Source organism: Leptolyngbya sp. AN10 (assembly GCF_050565645.1).
In the GTDB taxonomy this organism is placed as follows: Bacteria; Cyanobacteriota; Cyanobacteriia; order Leptolyngbyales; family Leptolyngbyaceae; genus Leptolyngbya.
This window is the reverse complement of sequence record NZ_JBNXVP010000026.1, coordinates 65251-80336: the sequence shown is the minus strand read 5'-3', so window position 1 is coordinate 80336 and position 15086 is coordinate 65251. Positions and strand designations below refer to the sequence as shown.

Here is a 15086-nt window from a genome sequence, read left to right as displayed (position 1 = left end):
AATTCATCGACTACGCTTGTAATTGTCTCTGTATTTACACGATGCTGAGTTTCATCCTCTACTCAGATAAAGAATGCCGTCCGTGATTTCTGGAATGATTGCGCTCCTTGTCGCTGTCTTTACCTTCATTCATTTCGGTTCAGCCCAGTCGAGTCTCGACGATCAAGACTGCGAAGCAACTCAGGTCTATCGCTGGAGCGATCGGAAGTGTTACACACCGCAGGGAGAATGATAGGCTTTAAACCGAAGCGTTTGGAGATCAAACCATGCCAAGAGCGATTTGGAACGGAACGGTTTTAGCAGAAAGCGATCGCACAGAAGTGGTCGAGGGGAATCAATACTTTCCACCCGACTCAATCAAGTCTGAATATTTTCAAGACAGCAACACTCACACCACTTGCGGCTGGAAAGGCGTTGCCAGCTACTACAACCTCGTGGTGGATGGACAAACGAATAAGGATGCCGCCTGGTACTATCCCACGCCGAAAGACGCGGCGAAGAACATTACAGGCTACATTGCTTTTTGGAAAGGTGTAAAAGTCGAAGCATAGCTCATCACATCTTTGCGATTAGCCCGGTGATTTTGGTTCAGCATGACCAAACCGGGCTTTTTTGTGATCCAGTGTCCAAAGCTCAGAATTTGCCTGACAGTACCGATAAACCTGTTCAGTTTTCCTCTGAGCCAGCACATCAACTATCAGCAGAGTGTCTGAGTGAACCAGCAATGTAGTCATGATGAGCCTTGCTGCGAAAGGAGTAATTAGCCTTTGATTTTGAAACGGCTGGGATTTTCGTCTACTTTCTCGTAGCTGCCCTTTCTCATGCCATGTGCCAAAGTCAATGCAATCCGTTTGCGAGCTTCGGGCACTTGAATGCTGGGCAATGAACCATAAAGAATATCGATCACTTCATCGGTGGTGAAGGTTTCGCTAGGAGAACCAGTCAGGACTTTCAGCACTGCTTCTGCGGGAGTTAATCCTTTGAAGTCGCGCTTCATGGTGGCATCAAACGGAACAGGAGGCTTCACATTGCGCTGTTTCTTGGGAGCTGCTTCTTCAGCCTTTTTGCCTTTGCCGCGTGTTTTCTTCTCAGGAGCTACCTTGGTGGTTTCTTCTGCCGCAGCTTTGGCTTTGCCGCGTCCTTTGCGTTGCTGTTTGGGCTTTGCTTCAGGCTCAGCTTCAACTTTGGGAAGTTCGATCGTGGTTGCAGCTTTCTTTCCTTTGCCATTGGTTGGAGGTTCGATTTGTCCACCGAGCAAACCATTGAGATATTCTAAGGTTTGATCAATCTCGGAGGTGGCTGCTGCAACAGCGGCTTTGACGATCGAATCACGATCGCCTTTTAGTCGATCGCGTTCTTGTTCTAAGTTCTTGCGGACTGAATTATCTAAGATTGCGTAGGGCATTGTTTTACCTCACTGTAAATTGTTTCTGATTGTAGTACCTGTTTGATCAATCAGAACAATAATTTTGCAATTTTGTATGTTAATTTTGCGGTTTTTTAGCTGATTTGACCATTGTTGATCAACTATCAGATCTTGGAATGCTTGCGATCACAGTGTTTCAGCTATTTTTGGTAGTCGATCGCAGGATTGATGAAATTTGCCTGTAAGTCCAGCGGCAAGGGTTTCAGCCGATGGAGTACTACGGTCTGATTGTCCAAAATTTCGCGAGTACTCCATCTTTTGTTTTTGTCGTGGTTTGATCACCTGGTTTGATTCACTTTGCTTCCCAGTCAAAGTTGATCAGCTTCAAATGTTCAGGATGAGCAATCAGTTCTTTTGCGAGTAAATAGCCTGCGATCGTCCAGGTTTGATACTTCCGCGCTTCTTTGCCGATCAATCGACCATCAGGACCATCGTAGTACTCTGGAAAATGGTCTTCAACTAATCGACGTTCTGCAACCGCGATCGCATGATGCGCCAGTTCACCTCGATTCATCTTTTTCGCAGCAGCCGTGAGCATCCAGAGTAGAACGGGCCAGCTTCCGCCATTGTGATACGACCAAGGACGATTCTTTGGATCGGCTCCGGTGACAATGCGCCATTCCACATCTTCGAGCGCGGGATAGCAAAGTTTCATCGGCATCTGTCCAACTAAATCACTCCAGCGCAGTTCGATTAAGTTCAGAATCTTGTGGGACTGTCTTTCGGTGGCAAGTGCAGAGACGATCGACATTAAGTTCCCGATCGAGAAGAAGCGCACATCCATCTGAGACGGTCCTAAGTTCCCTGCCATGTATCCGCCTGCTTCTGGAAGCCATTTTGCCAGCTTATAGAACGGGATGGAGTCGGAATAGATGTTGAACTGGTTCAGAGCCTCTTCGCCGTATTCTTCGACTCGATAGCGGTAAATCACATTCAAGCGCTCTGGATCGAGCCAATAATGCTCTCTCAGTTGCCGTCTGAGGGGAATTAATCGACTGTGAATGCCTTGAATCATTTTCTGATTTTCGTCATTCTCGACCAGGAGTTCTAAGCTCGATCGCAAAGCGGCATAGAACAGGGCTTGAATGTCGAGCGGATGACCATAGGTTCCCATTCGTCGATCGATCATGCTGGCTCCATCAGGAACCAAGACCATCGGATACATATCAAACCGAGTCACCAAGCAGAGTTCTAAGATAAAGCGAATCCCTTCTTGCACATCGGATTGAGAAGCAAAACTAATGTCTCCGGTGGCAATTACATAAGCTCGTAACAGAATGATCCACCACAACCCCGAATCAGCGGGTGCAACTCTCCCGATCGCATGATCACCAAAGTCGGCTTTCAGGTACTCTCCACCTTCATAAGCAATGATTTTGAAACTCGCAGGCATCAAACCTCGACTCGGTTTTGAAGAGTCGAACTGAGTCGTTTTTGGTTGCAGTCTTAATGTTTCTTCGAGAAAGTTGCGAACAATCTCAAATCTGCCGCGCATCAAAAATAGCAGGGCAGAGGAGATAAAGTCTCGAACGAAACATTGGTCGTAGTTTAATGCAGCGACTTCAGTATCACAGGCAGCGATCGTGCCAATCTCGCGACCCTGATAGTACACGATCGATTTTTCTAACAATTTCCAGGCTTGCTCTTCGATACTCAAGGTCTCACTCCTCGAAATTAACAAAGGTCTATCCTAGAGCAAATCCTTTGGAGTGCGATGCGACTTTACAATCGATTCATCTGAGCCAATTGGCGTTATTGATTCAATGTTTTAATTTTATCGATCGCTAAGTCAGGGTCAGGTAATGCTTGCCCTCGTTTCTTGGCAGTCTCAATCCACAGTTCTTTAACCGTTTCTAGCTCTTCTAATACTTCTGTTAGCGTCTCACCCTGCGCTAAACATCCTCTCAGTGCTGGAACCTCAGCAACATAGCCACCTTCATCAGCGGGATAAATGACGATCGGGTAGTTCATGGTGTTTCTTCCTCGTTTTCTTGATTGTCTTCTAATTCAATGAGGCGAATGGCTCGCTTGACATAGACAGATTTCACCTTGCCGTTGTGAACTGGAACCACAAAGGTTGTTTCGCCCTTCTCAAAAATATGGTGACTACCTGTGATCCTATCGAGTGTAAATCCTTCTTGCTCAAGCAGATTTCGGATGTCTGCAAATGTCACATCATTCGGGTTGTTCCTGAGCCGTTCTTGAAGCTTCTTGCGTTTAGTCATCGTTTCGTTATTTCTCGACTCGGCAACGTCCTTCAGTTGAACAGTCCAACTGTTTCTGCCGTTCCGCCAAAATGACGCTTAAATTCGGTCTTCCAGTCAGAGCCAACCGCCAATCAGCCCAAATCTCGTACAGCTTGTCTGCCAACCAGCCAAAGACCGGAATTTTGGTAATCGCATAGACCCATCCCATGCCCAGAACTTCATAGACGCGCCGAAACACCTCGACATTCTTAATCGTGCTGCCATCGGGCAATACAGCATGAATCCGACCCATTGCAGTCTCGTAGTCAATTCCACCATTCTCTTCAGGGGAATAGTTCTCGTCAGCAATATCTACGAATTCGACTAAACCTCGATCGCCATCTCGCTTTTTCAGAAAGTTGACTTCTCGCATACAGAGCGGACATTCACGATCGTAGAGTAGCTTAATTTTCCAAGTGGGATTTGTCATCGGATCTGAACCTTTTTCTTTAATTTTACAGTTCTTAACGCTTCTGGTGGATTGTAGACGAAGAACTTTGGCTCTAAGCTATGCCTATTTCAGTTGGGTGTGGATATGACTCGAATTCCGAAGTTAGCAGTATTGGCGTTAATTGCGATCGCATTGCTCTGGGGCTACAGTTGGACACAAATGAAAATAGGAGTGCAATATTCCTCTCCGTTCGTGTTTGCAGCGCTGCGAAATGTTGGAAGTGGAGTCATTCTGTTTAGTGCACTGATGATCAGAGGACAATCGCTCAAACCCACATCTGTGCCTCAACTATTTTTGTTAGGACTGCTGCAAACTGCGGGATTTAGTGGATTTGCGGCTTGGGCACTGATGAGCGGGGGAGCCGGAAAAACAGCAATTCTGGTGTACACGATGCCGTTTTGGACACTGTTGCTGGCTTGGTACTTTCTCGGTGAACGGATTAAAGGATTGCAATGGGTCGCGATCGCCATTGCCTTCTCAGGATTGTTGCTGATTCTCGATCCGTTTCGACTGCAAGGAACACCGATCAGCGGAATTTTAGCTGTGATTGCGGGATTGAGTTGGGCAGGGGGAAACGTCACTGCCAAGAAAATCAATCGATCGAATATCAGTTTACTTTCATTGACCGCTTGGCAAACGGTGTTCGGAGCCTTGCCGTTAGTTGCGATCGCGCTCTTTGTTCCGGCTCCTCCGATTCAGTGGAATTCTGCCTTTATCAGTGCATTGATGTACAACATTCTTCCTGGAAATGCCATTCCGATGTTGCTCTGGATGTATGTACTCACTCAGCTTCCAGCAGGATTATCTGGCTTGGGAATGTTGATGACTCCGGTAGTAGGCGTGACGTTTGCAGCGTTGCAGCTTGGAGAGTATCCACAGGTGCACGAATGGATTGGAATGATTTGCGTGGTCGGAGCGTTAGTGTTGACCTCGATCGCGAATCGAAAATAGGTCATCGCCAGTTCGATCGATTCCAGTCATATACGCCTTGAATTTCGTACTCCTGACCATTCTCAAATCGAATCGTACAGCGAGTGTTCTGGGAACTATCGGCTTCCGTTAGACTAATCACAGTGCAGGAGTACCATTCTTGATCACCATCTTGCACCCATTCCCACAAAGTGTTCGAGACCTCAATGCGATCGCCAATATTCAATCGGGTTTCTCGATCGCGGTAGGCTGCTAAATCTTCAGGCAGAATCGAATTGAGCCATGCGAGTCCATATTGGTCTCGAACGAACTGCATAGTCCCAGAATCGCGATTTTCCAGCCAATCATTTAAGAGTGAGGTCTTCCAGTCAGGTTCAGATTGAGCGAATAACAGTAAAGCTTCCCGTTGCTCATTGGTTAATTGTTCGAGTGGATTGGTTCGGGTTTCTTGCTGCAAGGTCGATCGCAGAATTTCTTTTTGTTCTGGATCAAGCGGATGCCCCAACCGTTCACATTGATCGAACGCTTTCTGCAATAGACGCTCAAGTTCGGATTCGCTCATAGTTCAATCTGTAAGGCAAGTTGATACAGTTGACGACGCGGTAAAGCGGTTTGCTGTGAAAGTTGCCGACTGGCTTGCGATCGAGAAATTCCTTGCTGCATGAGTGCCAACAGTTCGGCTTTAAGAACCTCTTCTGTGAGTGGAACTTTCGTCGGTTCTGCACCAGAAACAATCAGCGTGAACTCGCCTTTTGGTTCGGTCTGGGTGTAATGTGCGATCGCAGCTTTGACAGTTCCACGCCAGAATTCTTCGTGTAGTTTAGTGAGTTCACGTGCGAGAACAATTTGTCGATCGTCTCCTAAAACAGTTGCAATATCTTGGAGTGTTTTTTGAATTCGATGCGGTGCTTCATAGAAAATCAGGGTTCGATCATCAGTGATCAAGGTTTCAAGATGTTCTCGCCGTTCAGTTTCTTTAGCAGGAAGAAAGCCCTCGAACACAAAGCGATCGCTCTTTAAGCCTGAAGCACTCAACGCAGTCATCGCGGCAGTTGCACCTGGAATTGGAACCACTGGAATACGATTTTCTGCACAGGCTTTTACCAGTTCGTATCCTGGATCAGAAATTCCGGGCATTCCTGCATCGGTGACGAGTGCGATCGAGATGCCTTGCTGTAATCGATCGATCAGTTCTGTTGTTCTGAAATGGCGATTGTGATCGTGATAGCTAATCTGTGGGGTTTTGATTTGGAAGTGCTGTAAAAGCTTTCCGGTGTGGCGCGTGTCTTCGGCAGCAATCAAATCTACGGTCTGTAGAATTCGGACTGCCCGATATGTCATGTCTTCTAAATTGCCGAGGGGTGTGCCCACAATATATAGAGTTGCTGTCATGTAGAAATTATGTCAAAACATGGCTTATTTGTGGGCTTAGTTACGCTGGATTTAATCTATCTCGCGGAGGCTCCCCCAAGCTCGAATCAGAAAATTGTCGCAGAAGAAACCACGATCGCGGCTGGCGGTCCGGCGACTAATGCTGCAATCGCATTTCAACATTTAGGCAATTCTGCAACTGTGATCGGCGAGATCGGCTCACATCCGATTTGTCATCTAATTAAAAGCGACTTGCAAACTTGCGGCGTTCAGATTGTTGATCTTGATCCAATGAAGAGTGAATCGCCGCCTGTTTCCTCGATCGTAGTCAGCAAATCATCAGGTGATCGAGCAGTGGTTTCGATTAATGCAGTGAAATCTCAAGTGACAGATTATTCTGTGTTTCTCGATAACATTGATATTGTGCTGATTGATGGACATCAGATGCAAATTGGAAGTGCGATCGCGTCACAGGCACGTGAGAGAAACATTCCAGTTGTGATCGATGGTGGAAGTTGGAAGCCTGGATTTGAAACAGTCTTACCTTATGTAGACTATGCAATCTGTTCTGCCAACTTCAAACCACCGACGGATCAGACTGTCTTTGACTATCTACAGAACTTTGGAATTTCACACATCGCGATCACACGAGGAAAGAATACGGTTAAACTCCCAACCCTTGAAATTGATGTTCCCCAGGTTCCAGTGATGGATACGCTCGGAGCGGGTGATATCTTCCACGGTGCATTTTGCCACTATATATTAGAGCATTCGTTTATTGATGCCCTGTCCAAAGCTGCCCATGTTGCTTCACATTCCTGTCAGTTCTTCGGCACTCGCGAATGGATGAAACATCACATCTATAATAATGAGGCTGTTTGAACAATCACGCTGATGAACTTTGAAGGTATTTGCGCTATTGCTCGTCGAATTGGTTGGGGTGCGGCGAACATTCTCGTCGAACAATCCCGCAACTTTGAAGTTAAAAAATCAGGAGATAGTCCGGTCACTTCAGCGGACATTGCAGCAAATTCCTACATTCTCGAAAAGCTACAGTCGGTGTTCGATCCGCAAACCTTTGGCTATCTCAGCGAAGAAACTTATCAATCTGAACCTGCTGAAGTTCGCCTGAGTCGTGCTTGGGTGTGGATTATTGATCCGCTCGATGGGACAAAAGATTTCATCAATCGCACGGGTGAATATGCGATGCACATTGCCTTAGCTTATCAAGGTCGTCCAGTGGTCGGCATTGTCGCTTGTCCTGCATTTGGTAAACTCTATTCTGCAAGTCTAAATGGCGGAACTTGGGTCGAAACTCAGAATGGCGATCGACATCAATTATCAGTTTCAGACAAATCCAACTTTGCAGATCTGACCGTGGTTGCCAGTCGCAGTCATCGAGATGTCCGATTTAATCAATTAATGGAACAGTTCCCCGTCAAACAACAGAGCCAAATCGGTAGTGTGGGCTGTAAGATTGCTGCGATCGTAGAACAACAAGCCGATCTTTACTTATCTCTTTCCGGTAAATCTGCCGCGAAAGATTGGGACTTTGCCGCTCCGGAACTGATCTTGACTGAAGCAGGCGGACAGTTCACGTATTTCGACCAATCTCCGGTGCAATACAATCGTGCCGATGTGAATCAGTGGGGTGGAATTCTTGCCAGCAATGGAAAAGTTCATCGCCAACTCTGCGAAACCGCAACCGATTTGCTTGCAAAAATTGATCAATAATTTCCCGATCTGAGGTTCAATGGCAGGGAAAGTAGAGAGCGATCGCGCTTTTCTTCCTAACCTCCTAACGTATCCTCATGAAAATCAATCGTGCAGGGCGCATCTTCGCCCGAAGCTTGGTGCTGTTTGTCCTGAGCTTTGGAATTCTCACGAGTCCGATTTGGTTACAGTTTTCAAATGCCGCGCAACCTGTCGAAGCCGCGCAACCCGCCGAACTTATTGGCAACAAGCAGTTTGCTCAGATTAATGTTCGGACTACGCCTTCTCCGACTTCGACGATCGTAGGATTTGCGTATTCGGGCGATCGCATCCGAATTCTCGATCGCGCCCAGATGAGCGATGGTAATCTCTGGTATCAGATGGAATCGAATCGCTCTGGAATCACAGGCTGGGTACAAAGCAATCAAGTTCGACTCCTCACCGCTCCTGATTCAAGTTTCCAGCCGAAAGTCGTCACAATTCGGAGCACTCCCGCCACAGATCCGATCGTGCCTCCCGCCTCAAATTGTGCTCCAGTCTATCCGGTTCGGATTCCGGTGATCAATCAGGGATTTGGACGAGTCAGCGATCCGTTTAATCCCGGTCAGACTCATTTTCATACCGGAGTCGATTTTGATGGCAGCATTGGCGATCCGATCAAAAGTCCGATTTGTGGGGTCGTAACTTTTGTGGGGCGCGAACAAGATACGACGAATTATGAATGGGGCTATGGTTGGCACGTCAAGATTCGAGATCCACAAGGACGGATTCACCTGTTTGCTCATATCAGTAAATCCTATGTGAAAGTGGGTCAAGCGGTTACTTCCGGTCAACTCATTGCAGCGATCGGAAATAATGGCAATTCCACCGGACCACATTTGCATTATGAGATTCGTCAAGGTGCAGACAATTATCAGTTCGCCATTAATCCGATGGAATTGCTCGATCGTGCGGGACAAGGAGGGGTTCGACAGGCTGAAGTTAATCGATCGCCCTCGACTGTCCCGTTACGGTTTTAGAGTTCCAAAGTCGATCGACCCGGACGACTTACTGACAATTCACTAAGTTAGTTCCGGGCGTATTTTGGAAGCCGTTCGAGATCCAGCCCGCTGCGGGTCTTGCAATTCTCACCCAGATCCGACCGGACGAATCCACGCTCGTTGTAGCAGGATTTGTGGTGAGAAAAACTTGCGTATTGTTTGCCACACTGCTGACCACCGGGGAAGAAACATTCGCACCTTGACGAACGATCAGACCTTGGGTTTGATTGACTCGGCGACAGGTCGCATTCGGATTCGGATTTGGGTTGGGATTGCCGCTGGTGGGGCAAAGTCTCAGAGTAACGGTTTGGATAAAGCCTCGGACAGGTGCACTCACCGCGATAAATCCACCTTCTGCGGTGTTTTCTGCCAACGTGACAGGCTGATTCTCAGTGAGCGTCCGAACTACTGGACTGGCTGCCGATCGCTGAGCAAAAATCGCTGTGGATTGTTTGGCACAGCGCAATTGTCCAGTGAGCGATCCGGTTTGCGCCATTGCAGCAGGCATCAGAACGGGAGCGGACAGAGCCGCGATCGTCAAAGCGGATAAGGATTTCTGCCAGAAATTTTGTGTCATATTCATCTCCTCACGCGGGTTAGTAACCCTTTGTTTTCGTGAGGTAATTATCCCACGGAGGAGGTAGAAGCCTGCCTTTATTACGGCAGTTTTAACGATTAGACTTTGAAGAAGCGGGCACCGGGAATCGAACCCGGATATCCTGCTTGGAAGGCAGGTGTTTTACCACTAAACTATGCCCGCGCGTTTTGCGCTTTTTCAGAATAACACCTTTTCTGGGAATTGAAACCACAAAGTTTAAACTTCTAGAAATTAGAGTCGCGATCGTATCTTGTTAGACATTGACCGTAGAATACTACAACCACAGAAAAAGATTGCCGTTCAGTGGCGCTCACGGGCGAAGTTCTGAGTCAGAGCGAGATTCAGAGATTAATTTGGGGAAAGACGATCGTGGTTTTTGGCATCAATCGCAGTGATATTTAGTTCTAACACCGTGCACTGGGGTTGAAACGAACACTTTCTGCGTACTGTAGACGTGTGAATTTTTAATTTTGTATAATTAGTTATCAGGAAAATTTTACTCTTAGCTGTGATTTCTAGGCAGACGAGGTTAAGAGTTAAGTTCAGGGGACGTGTCTCTAGCCAGGTTAAATCTTCGCAGTTCGAGCATACACGGATTTTTTAACTTCTACAGGTTCACGATCGAGAATTGTTCCCAGTGATTGAGGACAGAGCGGTTTGGGCATGGATAGGTTTGCGGTGTAACTCGCTGTGAATGGCGCAACCTAAAAGTTCTCGCGCACAGACTGTTTCATTGACATGCAAAGTTTGACAGCACTTCCTTCATTCACTCAAGTTTCAGTTCAATTTCCCCTTTCTTGTCAGCAACAAGGGTTATGGTTTCTCTATCAGCTTGAGCCAAACAGTACGGCTTACAACATCTATCACACGATTCGGATTGAGGGTGTGTTGGATGTGAACGCTTGGGAGCAGGCTTGGAATCACGTATTTGAGGCGCATTCGATTTTGCGATCGCGCTACGGTGAGTCGAGTGGGCGACCGTTTCGAGTGGTTCAATCCGGCAAGCTTCCATTGCAATACGTTCAGGCAGCAGATTGGAGCGAGGAAACTTTAAAAACTCAGATTTTTGCTGAGACGACGAGACTGTTTCACCTAGAAACGGAACCTGCAATTAGAGTGAGCTTGTTTCAGCGAAGTTCTAAGGAATTCGTTCAAGTGATTACTCTGCATCATATTGCGGGTGATATGTGGACGTTTGATTTGCTGATTGAAGAATGGGGACGGTGCTATCAAGGGAAATCTGTGGAACCGCGAACGCAAAGCGCGGTGCAAGCATTGACCTATGCCGATTATGTGGATTGGCAGGGTGAAATGCTGAATGACGATCGCGGCAAAGACTTGATCGATTTCTGGAATCATCAATTAGCGGGTGAACTTCCTGAGCTTGATCTGCCGAGTCAGACTACGATTCAGAAAACGCAGCAGAGTGAGACGCAATCTTTTCTACTGCCTTCTCATTTGATTGAGCCACTGAAATCACAAGGTTATAGTCTCTATCGTGTTCTACTCACAGCGTTTTTGGTGTTGCTGTATCGCTACACGGGCGAGAGTGATTTAACGATCGGGACTGCAATGGCGGGACGTTGGGGAATGGATTCGTTTCAGGATGTCATTGGCTATTTCTCGAATATGGTTCCGCTGCGGGTTCCAATGCAGGCAGAGCTTGAATTTGGAACACTTTTAGAGCGAGTCGATCGTATTGTTCGTGAAGTACAAGCCCATCAAGATCTGCCGCTACAAGAATTAGTCAAACAGAAGAAAACGAGCCGTCTATTTTCGGTCACTTTTACTTGGCAAAAACATCGTTGGATCACTCAATCGTTTGGGGAACTCACACTTGAACCTTACTGGCTTGAACATCAAGGTGGAGCAACATTCGATCTAGATTTGCAAGTAGTAGAAGCGGGCGATCAATTTAATTTGGTCTGGCAATACAATGTCGATCGATTTGAAAGTGATCTGATCACGCGCATGGCTCAACAGTTTGAGACTTTGCTAGAGAGCGTCGTTTGCACTCCTCAAGAACGAATTTCGCATCTATCGATCTTGCCAGCGGAACAAAAACATCAATTGTTAGTGGAGTGGAATGATACGGCTCGATCGATTCCCTCAAGCTGTGTTCATGAATTGATTTCGGCTCAGGCAGCAAGAACACCGAATGCGATCGCAGTTCAATTCGAGCAAGAACAAATTACCTATCAAGAATTAGAAGAGCGATCGAATCAACTTGCCCGATTCTTACAATCAAAAGGAGTTCAGCCCGATAGTTTGGTCGGGATTTGCATTCCTCGATCGATTGATTTTATTGTTGGCATTCTTGGCATTCTTAAATCAGGTGGCGCATTTGTTCCGCTCGATCCAACCTATCCAAAAGAGCGACTTGAATTGTTGATGTCAGATGCTCAAGTCACAGTGTTACTAACGAATCTGGACGAGATTCAATCCTTTAGTGCTGCACTTGTTCAGAGCAATGTGAAAAATAGCAATCTCGCTTATGTGATCTACACTTCCGGTTCAACTGGAAAACCGAAAGGCGTAATGATCGAGCATCAAAGCATGGTGAATCACAACCTTGCAGTGATTCGGGAGTATGAATTGCAGGAATGCGATCGCGTTTTGCAAGCTTCGGCACTGAGCTTTGATATTGCGATCGAAGAAATTTTCCCAACCTTGATTCAAGGTGCAACACTGGTGCTACGTTCGCCGGATTGTTTGATGTCTACTCAACAGTTTCTACAGTTTGTTGAAGCTCATCAAATTACAGTGCTGAATCTTCCGACTGCTCTTTGGCATCAGATTGTTTATGGACTGACAGAATTAGATTTGGTCTTGCCTTCAGCCGTTCGATTAGTGATTGTGGGCGGGGAAAAAGCTTCTCGATCGACCTATCTCACTTGGTATGAGCGAGTTGGGAACTATCCGCGCTGGCTTAATACTTATGGTCCAACAGAAGCGACTGTGATTGCGACTATGTATGATCCGATTCGATCGGGATTTGATCAAGGAGAACTGTCGATCGGGAGTGCGATCGACAATGTTCAAACGTACATTCTCGATCCACAGATGCAGCCTGTTCCCGTTGGAGTTGCTGGAGAACTCTATATTGGTGGATTCGGAATCGCAAGAGGCTATCTACGCCGACCAGAACAAACTCAAGAGAAATTTATTGAGCATCAGTTTCCCGGATTGCTCCCTCAAAGACTGTATCGAACTGGCGATTTAGTTCGCTATCGGCAAGATGGCAAGCTTGAATATTTGGGCAGAAATGATGATCAAGTGAAAATTCGCGGCTTTCGGATTGAGCTTGGAGAAATCGAATTTGCGATCAACCAACATCCAGCCGTCAAAGACTCGATCGTGCTTGCACAGTCACAGCGATTGATCGCGTACACTGTTGCTCAAGAATCTGTCGAGCCAGAAGAACTTCAGCGATTTTTGAAACAATCGATGCCGAGCTATATGGTTCCGAGTGCCATTGTTGAATTAGCAACCTTTCCTTTAACTGCGAATGGAAAAGTCGATCGCAAAGCTCTTTTAGACATTGCTCCTGCGATTTCAACAAGAGCAATTTCACTTCCACAAACCTCGATCGAACATCAGCTTGTCCAAATCTGGCAAGAAGTTCTCAAAGTTGAGCCAATTGGCGTAGAGGATGATTTCTTCGAGTTAGGGGGACATTCTTTGTTAATGCTGCAATTAGCGGCGAAGATGGAGCAGGCTTTAGGCAAACCGATTCCGATGGCGATGCTGTATCAAGTTCCAACCATTCGGCAATTGAGCCAAGCGATCGCAGATAAACAATCCGATTTTTCGTCTGCCCTGATTCAATTTCAAGCAGGAGATTCAACTCGATCGCCACTTTTCTGTATTCCTGGCGCAACCGGAACCTTTCGGTTTTGTGAAGGGTTACGCGCTCATCTTGATCCAGAGCAGCCGATTTATGGCATTCAAGAACTCTCGATCGATTCCCAGACCACGCTCGAAATGATGGCAAATCACGCCATTCGAGAAATGCAACAGTTTCAGCCTGAAGGACCATATCACATCATCGGCTACTCAATGGGAGCTTCAGTCGCGTACGACATTGCTCAACAGCTTCACGATCAAGGGCAAGAAGTTGCTTTGCTCGCCTTGATTGCACCAGGGAATATGATGGCAATTCCAGAACAATTCACGGTGCTTCAGAAGTTGCCTGTAGTACGGAATTTTTATCTGTTGCTGGAACTGTTGACGCGCTGGAATGCGTTTGGGGTGGAAAGTCGATCGTTGAAATTTCGCGATCGCACAGTTCTATTTCTCAAAAAAGTAATCTGGAGCCTCAAACTAATCGTGCGAATGATCTTGTTTGGCGCGATCGATCATCTCACAGGCAACACCGATCCCTATTGGCGGCATGGTTGGATTGTTCGCCATTACCGTCCGCGCCAAAGTGCCTTTCCAATCCAACTATTCATTTGCGAACAGGAAGCGAGACCTTCAGAAATGTGGGTCAGTTGGCGCACCTTAGCAGACGATCAACTAACCGTTCACATCCTGCCGGGAACGCATCTGTCTTGTGTTGATAAATCAGCGATGAGAATTTTAATCCAAAAAATCGCTCATCTTTTTCCAAAGTAAAGCCTCGATCGAATCGGGTCGCTTTCCGGTAGAATAGACTATTTGTGCGGAAACAATCGAGTACATAGACATTATGGCGAAGCGGATTCAGCTTGTTCTCACGCAGAACGTAAGCAAATTAGGACGCATTGGGGACTTAGTGGAAGTCGCCCCCGGTTATGCAAGAAACTATCTCGTGCCCCAAGGCAAGGCAACCACAGTCAATCCTGGGATTCTCAAACAGGTCGCTCGTCGGCGCGAATTAGAGGAACAACGGTTAGCTGAATTGAAACAGCAGGCGGTTCAGATCGCAGCAGAAATCGAAACGGTTGGCGGATTCGATATCGAGAAACAAGCAGGCGAAAACGATTCGATTTTCGGAACGGTCACAAACCAAGATGTCGCAGAGGCAATCAAAGCGAAGACCAATCAAGAGATCGATCGACGTTCGATCACGCTTCCCGACATCAGCAAACTCGGAGAGTACACAGCGCAAATCAAACTGCACCCCGAAGTCACTTCAAAGGTGATTATTCGAGTGGTTGCAGCGTAGAGAGAGTGGGGAGTGGGGAGTAAGGACTGTGATCAACCCCGTTTTCCACTCCCTACTCCCTACCCCCTACTCTCTACCAGTACACAGTTACTAAAACTTGCTAAGATTGGAAATAGCTGTATAGTTGGGGGTTGAGTCCGTGAAATTGGATTCAGCCCCCAA

Annotated in this window: 18 protein-coding genes and 1 tRNA gene; 8 read left to right on the top strand and 11 right to left on the bottom strand. The window is 46.8% G+C overall.

Going from position 1 to position 15086, the window contains the following annotated elements:
- Positions 1 to 73 precede the first annotated feature (73 nt).
- Positions 74 to 232, top strand: coding sequence for a hypothetical protein (locus ACQ4M5_RS28715; protein ID WP_430679196.1), 159 nt, complete (start codon positions 74 to 76; stop codon positions 230 to 232).
- 34 nt (positions 233 to 266) lie between these two features.
- Positions 267 to 551: a DUF427 domain-containing protein gene (locus ACQ4M5_RS28710; protein ID WP_430679195.1), complete on the top strand. Its 285-nt coding sequence runs from the start codon at positions 267 to 269 to the stop codon at positions 549 to 551.
- A gap of 18 nt (positions 552 to 569) precedes the next feature.
- Here the strand turns inward: ACQ4M5_RS28710 and ACQ4M5_RS28705 are convergent, their stop codons facing one another.
- The 7 genes from ACQ4M5_RS28705 to ACQ4M5_RS28675 form a co-directional block, all read right to left on the bottom strand.
- Positions 570 to 734 carry a hypothetical protein gene (locus ACQ4M5_RS28705; protein WP_430679194.1) on the bottom strand — a complete coding sequence of 55 codons (165 nt, stop codon included), beginning with the start codon at positions 732 to 734 and terminating at the stop codon, positions 570 to 572.
- Positions 735 to 760: 26 nt separating this feature from the next.
- Entirely contained in the window at positions 761 to 1405 is a 645-nt protein-coding gene (locus ACQ4M5_RS28700; RefSeq protein ID WP_430679193.1) for a hypothetical protein, read from the bottom strand.
- A gap of 147 nt (positions 1406 to 1552) precedes the next feature.
- Positions 1553 to 1681, bottom strand: coding sequence for a hypothetical protein (locus tag ACQ4M5_RS28695; RefSeq protein ID WP_430679192.1), 129 nt, complete (start codon positions 1679 to 1681; stop codon positions 1553 to 1555).
- A gap of 37 nt (positions 1682 to 1718) precedes the next feature.
- Entirely contained in the window at positions 1719 to 3083 is a 1365-nt protein-coding gene (locus tag ACQ4M5_RS28690; RefSeq protein ID WP_430679191.1) for a glycoside hydrolase 100 family protein, read from the bottom strand.
- A 95-nt stretch (positions 3084 to 3178) separates the two neighbouring features.
- The gene (locus ACQ4M5_RS28685) at positions 3179 to 3397 is read right to left on the bottom strand and encodes a type II toxin-antitoxin system HicB family antitoxin (protein WP_430679190.1); all 219 of its coding nucleotides are present in this window, start codon (positions 3395 to 3397) and stop codon (positions 3179 to 3181) included.
- Entirely contained in the window at positions 3394 to 3651 is a 258-nt protein-coding gene (locus ACQ4M5_RS28680; protein ID WP_430679189.1) for a type II toxin-antitoxin system HicA family toxin, read from the bottom strand. Before ACQ4M5_RS28680 ends, ACQ4M5_RS28685 begins: the two co-directional genes overlap by 4 nt.
- A gap of 7 nt (positions 3652 to 3658) precedes the next feature.
- Positions 3659 to 4102, bottom strand: a complete 444-nt coding sequence (locus ACQ4M5_RS28675; RefSeq protein WP_430679188.1) for a thiol-disulfide oxidoreductase DCC family protein — start codon at positions 4100 to 4102, stop codon at positions 3659 to 3661.
- Positions 4103 to 4207: 105 nt separating this feature from the next.
- On the opposite strand from ACQ4M5_RS28675, the gene ACQ4M5_RS28670 reads away from it, so the two are divergent.
- The gene (locus tag ACQ4M5_RS28670) at positions 4208 to 5074 is read left to right on the top strand and encodes a DMT family transporter (RefSeq protein ID WP_430679187.1); all 867 of its coding nucleotides are present in this window, start codon (positions 4208 to 4210) and stop codon (positions 5072 to 5074) included.
- 1 nt (position 5075) lies between these two features.
- Here ACQ4M5_RS28670 and ACQ4M5_RS28665 read toward each other — a convergent pair whose 3' ends face one another.
- Both ACQ4M5_RS28665 and rsmI read right to left on the bottom strand, forming a co-directional pair.
- Positions 5076 to 5615, bottom strand: coding sequence for a hypothetical protein (locus ACQ4M5_RS28665; protein ID WP_430679186.1), 540 nt, complete (start codon positions 5613 to 5615; stop codon positions 5076 to 5078).
- Positions 5612 to 6445, bottom strand: coding sequence for a 16S rRNA (cytidine(1402)-2'-O)-methyltransferase (rsmI, locus tag ACQ4M5_RS28660; RefSeq protein ID WP_430679185.1), 834 nt, complete (start codon positions 6443 to 6445; stop codon positions 5612 to 5614). The genes ACQ4M5_RS28665 and rsmI overlap by 4 nt, the downstream gene beginning before the upstream one ends.
- A 9-nt stretch (positions 6446 to 6454) precedes the next feature.
- On the opposite strand from rsmI, the gene ACQ4M5_RS28655 reads away from it, so the two are divergent.
- The 3 genes from ACQ4M5_RS28655 to ACQ4M5_RS28645 all read left to right on the top strand — a co-directional run bounded on the left by ACQ4M5_RS28655 (position 6455) and on the right by ACQ4M5_RS28645 (position 9156).
- Positions 6455 to 7306 carry a sugar kinase gene (locus tag ACQ4M5_RS28655; RefSeq protein ID WP_430679184.1) on the top strand — a complete coding sequence of 284 codons (852 nt, stop codon included), beginning with the start codon at positions 6455 to 6457 and terminating at the stop codon, positions 7304 to 7306.
- A gap of 12 nt (positions 7307 to 7318) precedes the next feature.
- Positions 7319 to 8158: a 3'(2'),5'-bisphosphate nucleotidase CysQ family protein gene (locus tag ACQ4M5_RS28650; RefSeq protein ID WP_430679183.1), complete on the top strand. Its 840-nt coding sequence runs from the start codon at positions 7319 to 7321 to the stop codon at positions 8156 to 8158.
- Between the two features lie 77 nt (positions 8159 to 8235).
- Complete coding sequence (locus ACQ4M5_RS28645; RefSeq protein ID WP_430679182.1) at positions 8236 to 9156, top strand: peptidoglycan DD-metalloendopeptidase family protein; 921 nt, start codon at positions 8236 to 8238, stop codon at positions 9154 to 9156.
- A gap of 28 nt (positions 9157 to 9184) precedes the next feature.
- On the opposite strand, the gene ACQ4M5_RS28640 is transcribed toward ACQ4M5_RS28645, so the two are convergent.
- Together ACQ4M5_RS28640 and ACQ4M5_RS28635 are read right to left on the bottom strand one after the other, a co-directional pair.
- Positions 9185 to 9754, bottom strand: a complete 570-nt coding sequence (locus ACQ4M5_RS28640) for a hypothetical protein (protein ID WP_430679181.1) — start codon at positions 9752 to 9754, stop codon at positions 9185 to 9187.
- A gap of 112 nt (positions 9755 to 9866) precedes the next feature.
- Positions 9867 to 9937, bottom strand: a tRNA-Gly gene (locus tag ACQ4M5_RS28635).
- 576 nt (positions 9938 to 10513) lie between these two features.
- Here ACQ4M5_RS28635 and ACQ4M5_RS28630 point away from each other — a divergent pair.
- Together ACQ4M5_RS28630 and rplI are read left to right on the top strand one after the other, a co-directional pair.
- Entirely contained in the window at positions 10514 to 14392 is a 3879-nt protein-coding gene (locus ACQ4M5_RS28630) for a non-ribosomal peptide synthetase (RefSeq protein ID WP_430679180.1), read from the top strand.
- Positions 14393 to 14465: 73 nt separating this feature from the next.
- Entirely contained in the window at positions 14466 to 14924 is a 459-nt protein-coding gene (gene rplI / locus ACQ4M5_RS28625; protein WP_430679178.1) for a 50S ribosomal protein L9, read from the top strand.
- Positions 14925 to 15086: the final 162 nt, after the last annotated feature.

Coding starts and splice junctions, on each gene's coding strand:
- ACQ4M5_RS28715 (WP_430679196.1), top strand. CDS start 74: ATGCCGTCCGTGATTTCTGGAATGATTGCGCTCCTTGTCGCTGTCTTT.
- ACQ4M5_RS28710 (WP_430679195.1), top strand. CDS start 267: ATGCCAAGAGCGATTTGGAACGGAACGGTTTTAGCAGAAAGCGATCGC.
- ACQ4M5_RS28705 (WP_430679194.1), bottom strand. CDS start 734: ATGACTACATTGCTGGTTCACTCAGACACTCTGCTGATAGTTGATGTG.
- ACQ4M5_RS28700 (WP_430679193.1), bottom strand. CDS start 1,405: ATGCCCTACGCAATCTTAGATAATTCAGTCCGCAAGAACTTAGAACAA.
- ACQ4M5_RS28695 (WP_430679192.1), bottom strand. CDS start 1,681: ATGGAGTACTCGCGAAATTTTGGACAATCAGACCGTAGTACTCCATCG.
- ACQ4M5_RS28685 (WP_430679190.1), bottom strand. CDS start 3,397: ATGAACTACCCGATCGTCATTTATCCCGCTGATGAAGGTGGCTATGTT.
- ACQ4M5_RS28680 (WP_430679189.1), bottom strand. CDS start 3,651: ATGACTAAACGCAAGAAGCTTCAAGAACGGCTCAGGAACAACCCGAAT.
- ACQ4M5_RS28675 (WP_430679188.1), bottom strand. CDS start 4,102: ATGACAAATCCCACTTGGAAAATTAAGCTACTCTACGATCGTGAATGT.
- ACQ4M5_RS28670 (WP_430679187.1), top strand. CDS start 4,208: ATGACTCGAATTCCGAAGTTAGCAGTATTGGCGTTAATTGCGATCGCA.
- ACQ4M5_RS28665 (WP_430679186.1), bottom strand. CDS start 5,615: ATGAGCGAATCCGAACTTGAGCGTCTATTGCAGAAAGCGTTCGATCAA.
- rsmI (WP_430679185.1), bottom strand. CDS start 6,445: ATGACAGCAACTCTATATATTGTGGGCACACCCCTCGGCAATTTAGAA.
- ACQ4M5_RS28655 (WP_430679184.1), top strand. CDS start 6,455: ATGTCAAAACATGGCTTATTTGTGGGCTTAGTTACGCTGGATTTAATC.
- ACQ4M5_RS28650 (WP_430679183.1), top strand. CDS start 7,319: ATGAACTTTGAAGGTATTTGCGCTATTGCTCGTCGAATTGGTTGGGGT.
- ACQ4M5_RS28645 (WP_430679182.1), top strand. CDS start 8,236: ATGAAAATCAATCGTGCAGGGCGCATCTTCGCCCGAAGCTTGGTGCTG.
- ACQ4M5_RS28640 (WP_430679181.1), bottom strand. CDS start 9,754: ATGACACAAAATTTCTGGCAGAAATCCTTATCCGCTTTGACGATCGCG.
- ACQ4M5_RS28630 (WP_430679180.1), top strand. CDS start 10,514: ATGCAAAGTTTGACAGCACTTCCTTCATTCACTCAAGTTTCAGTTCAA.
- rplI (WP_430679178.1), top strand. CDS start 14,466: ATGGCGAAGCGGATTCAGCTTGTTCTCACGCAGAACGTAAGCAAATTA.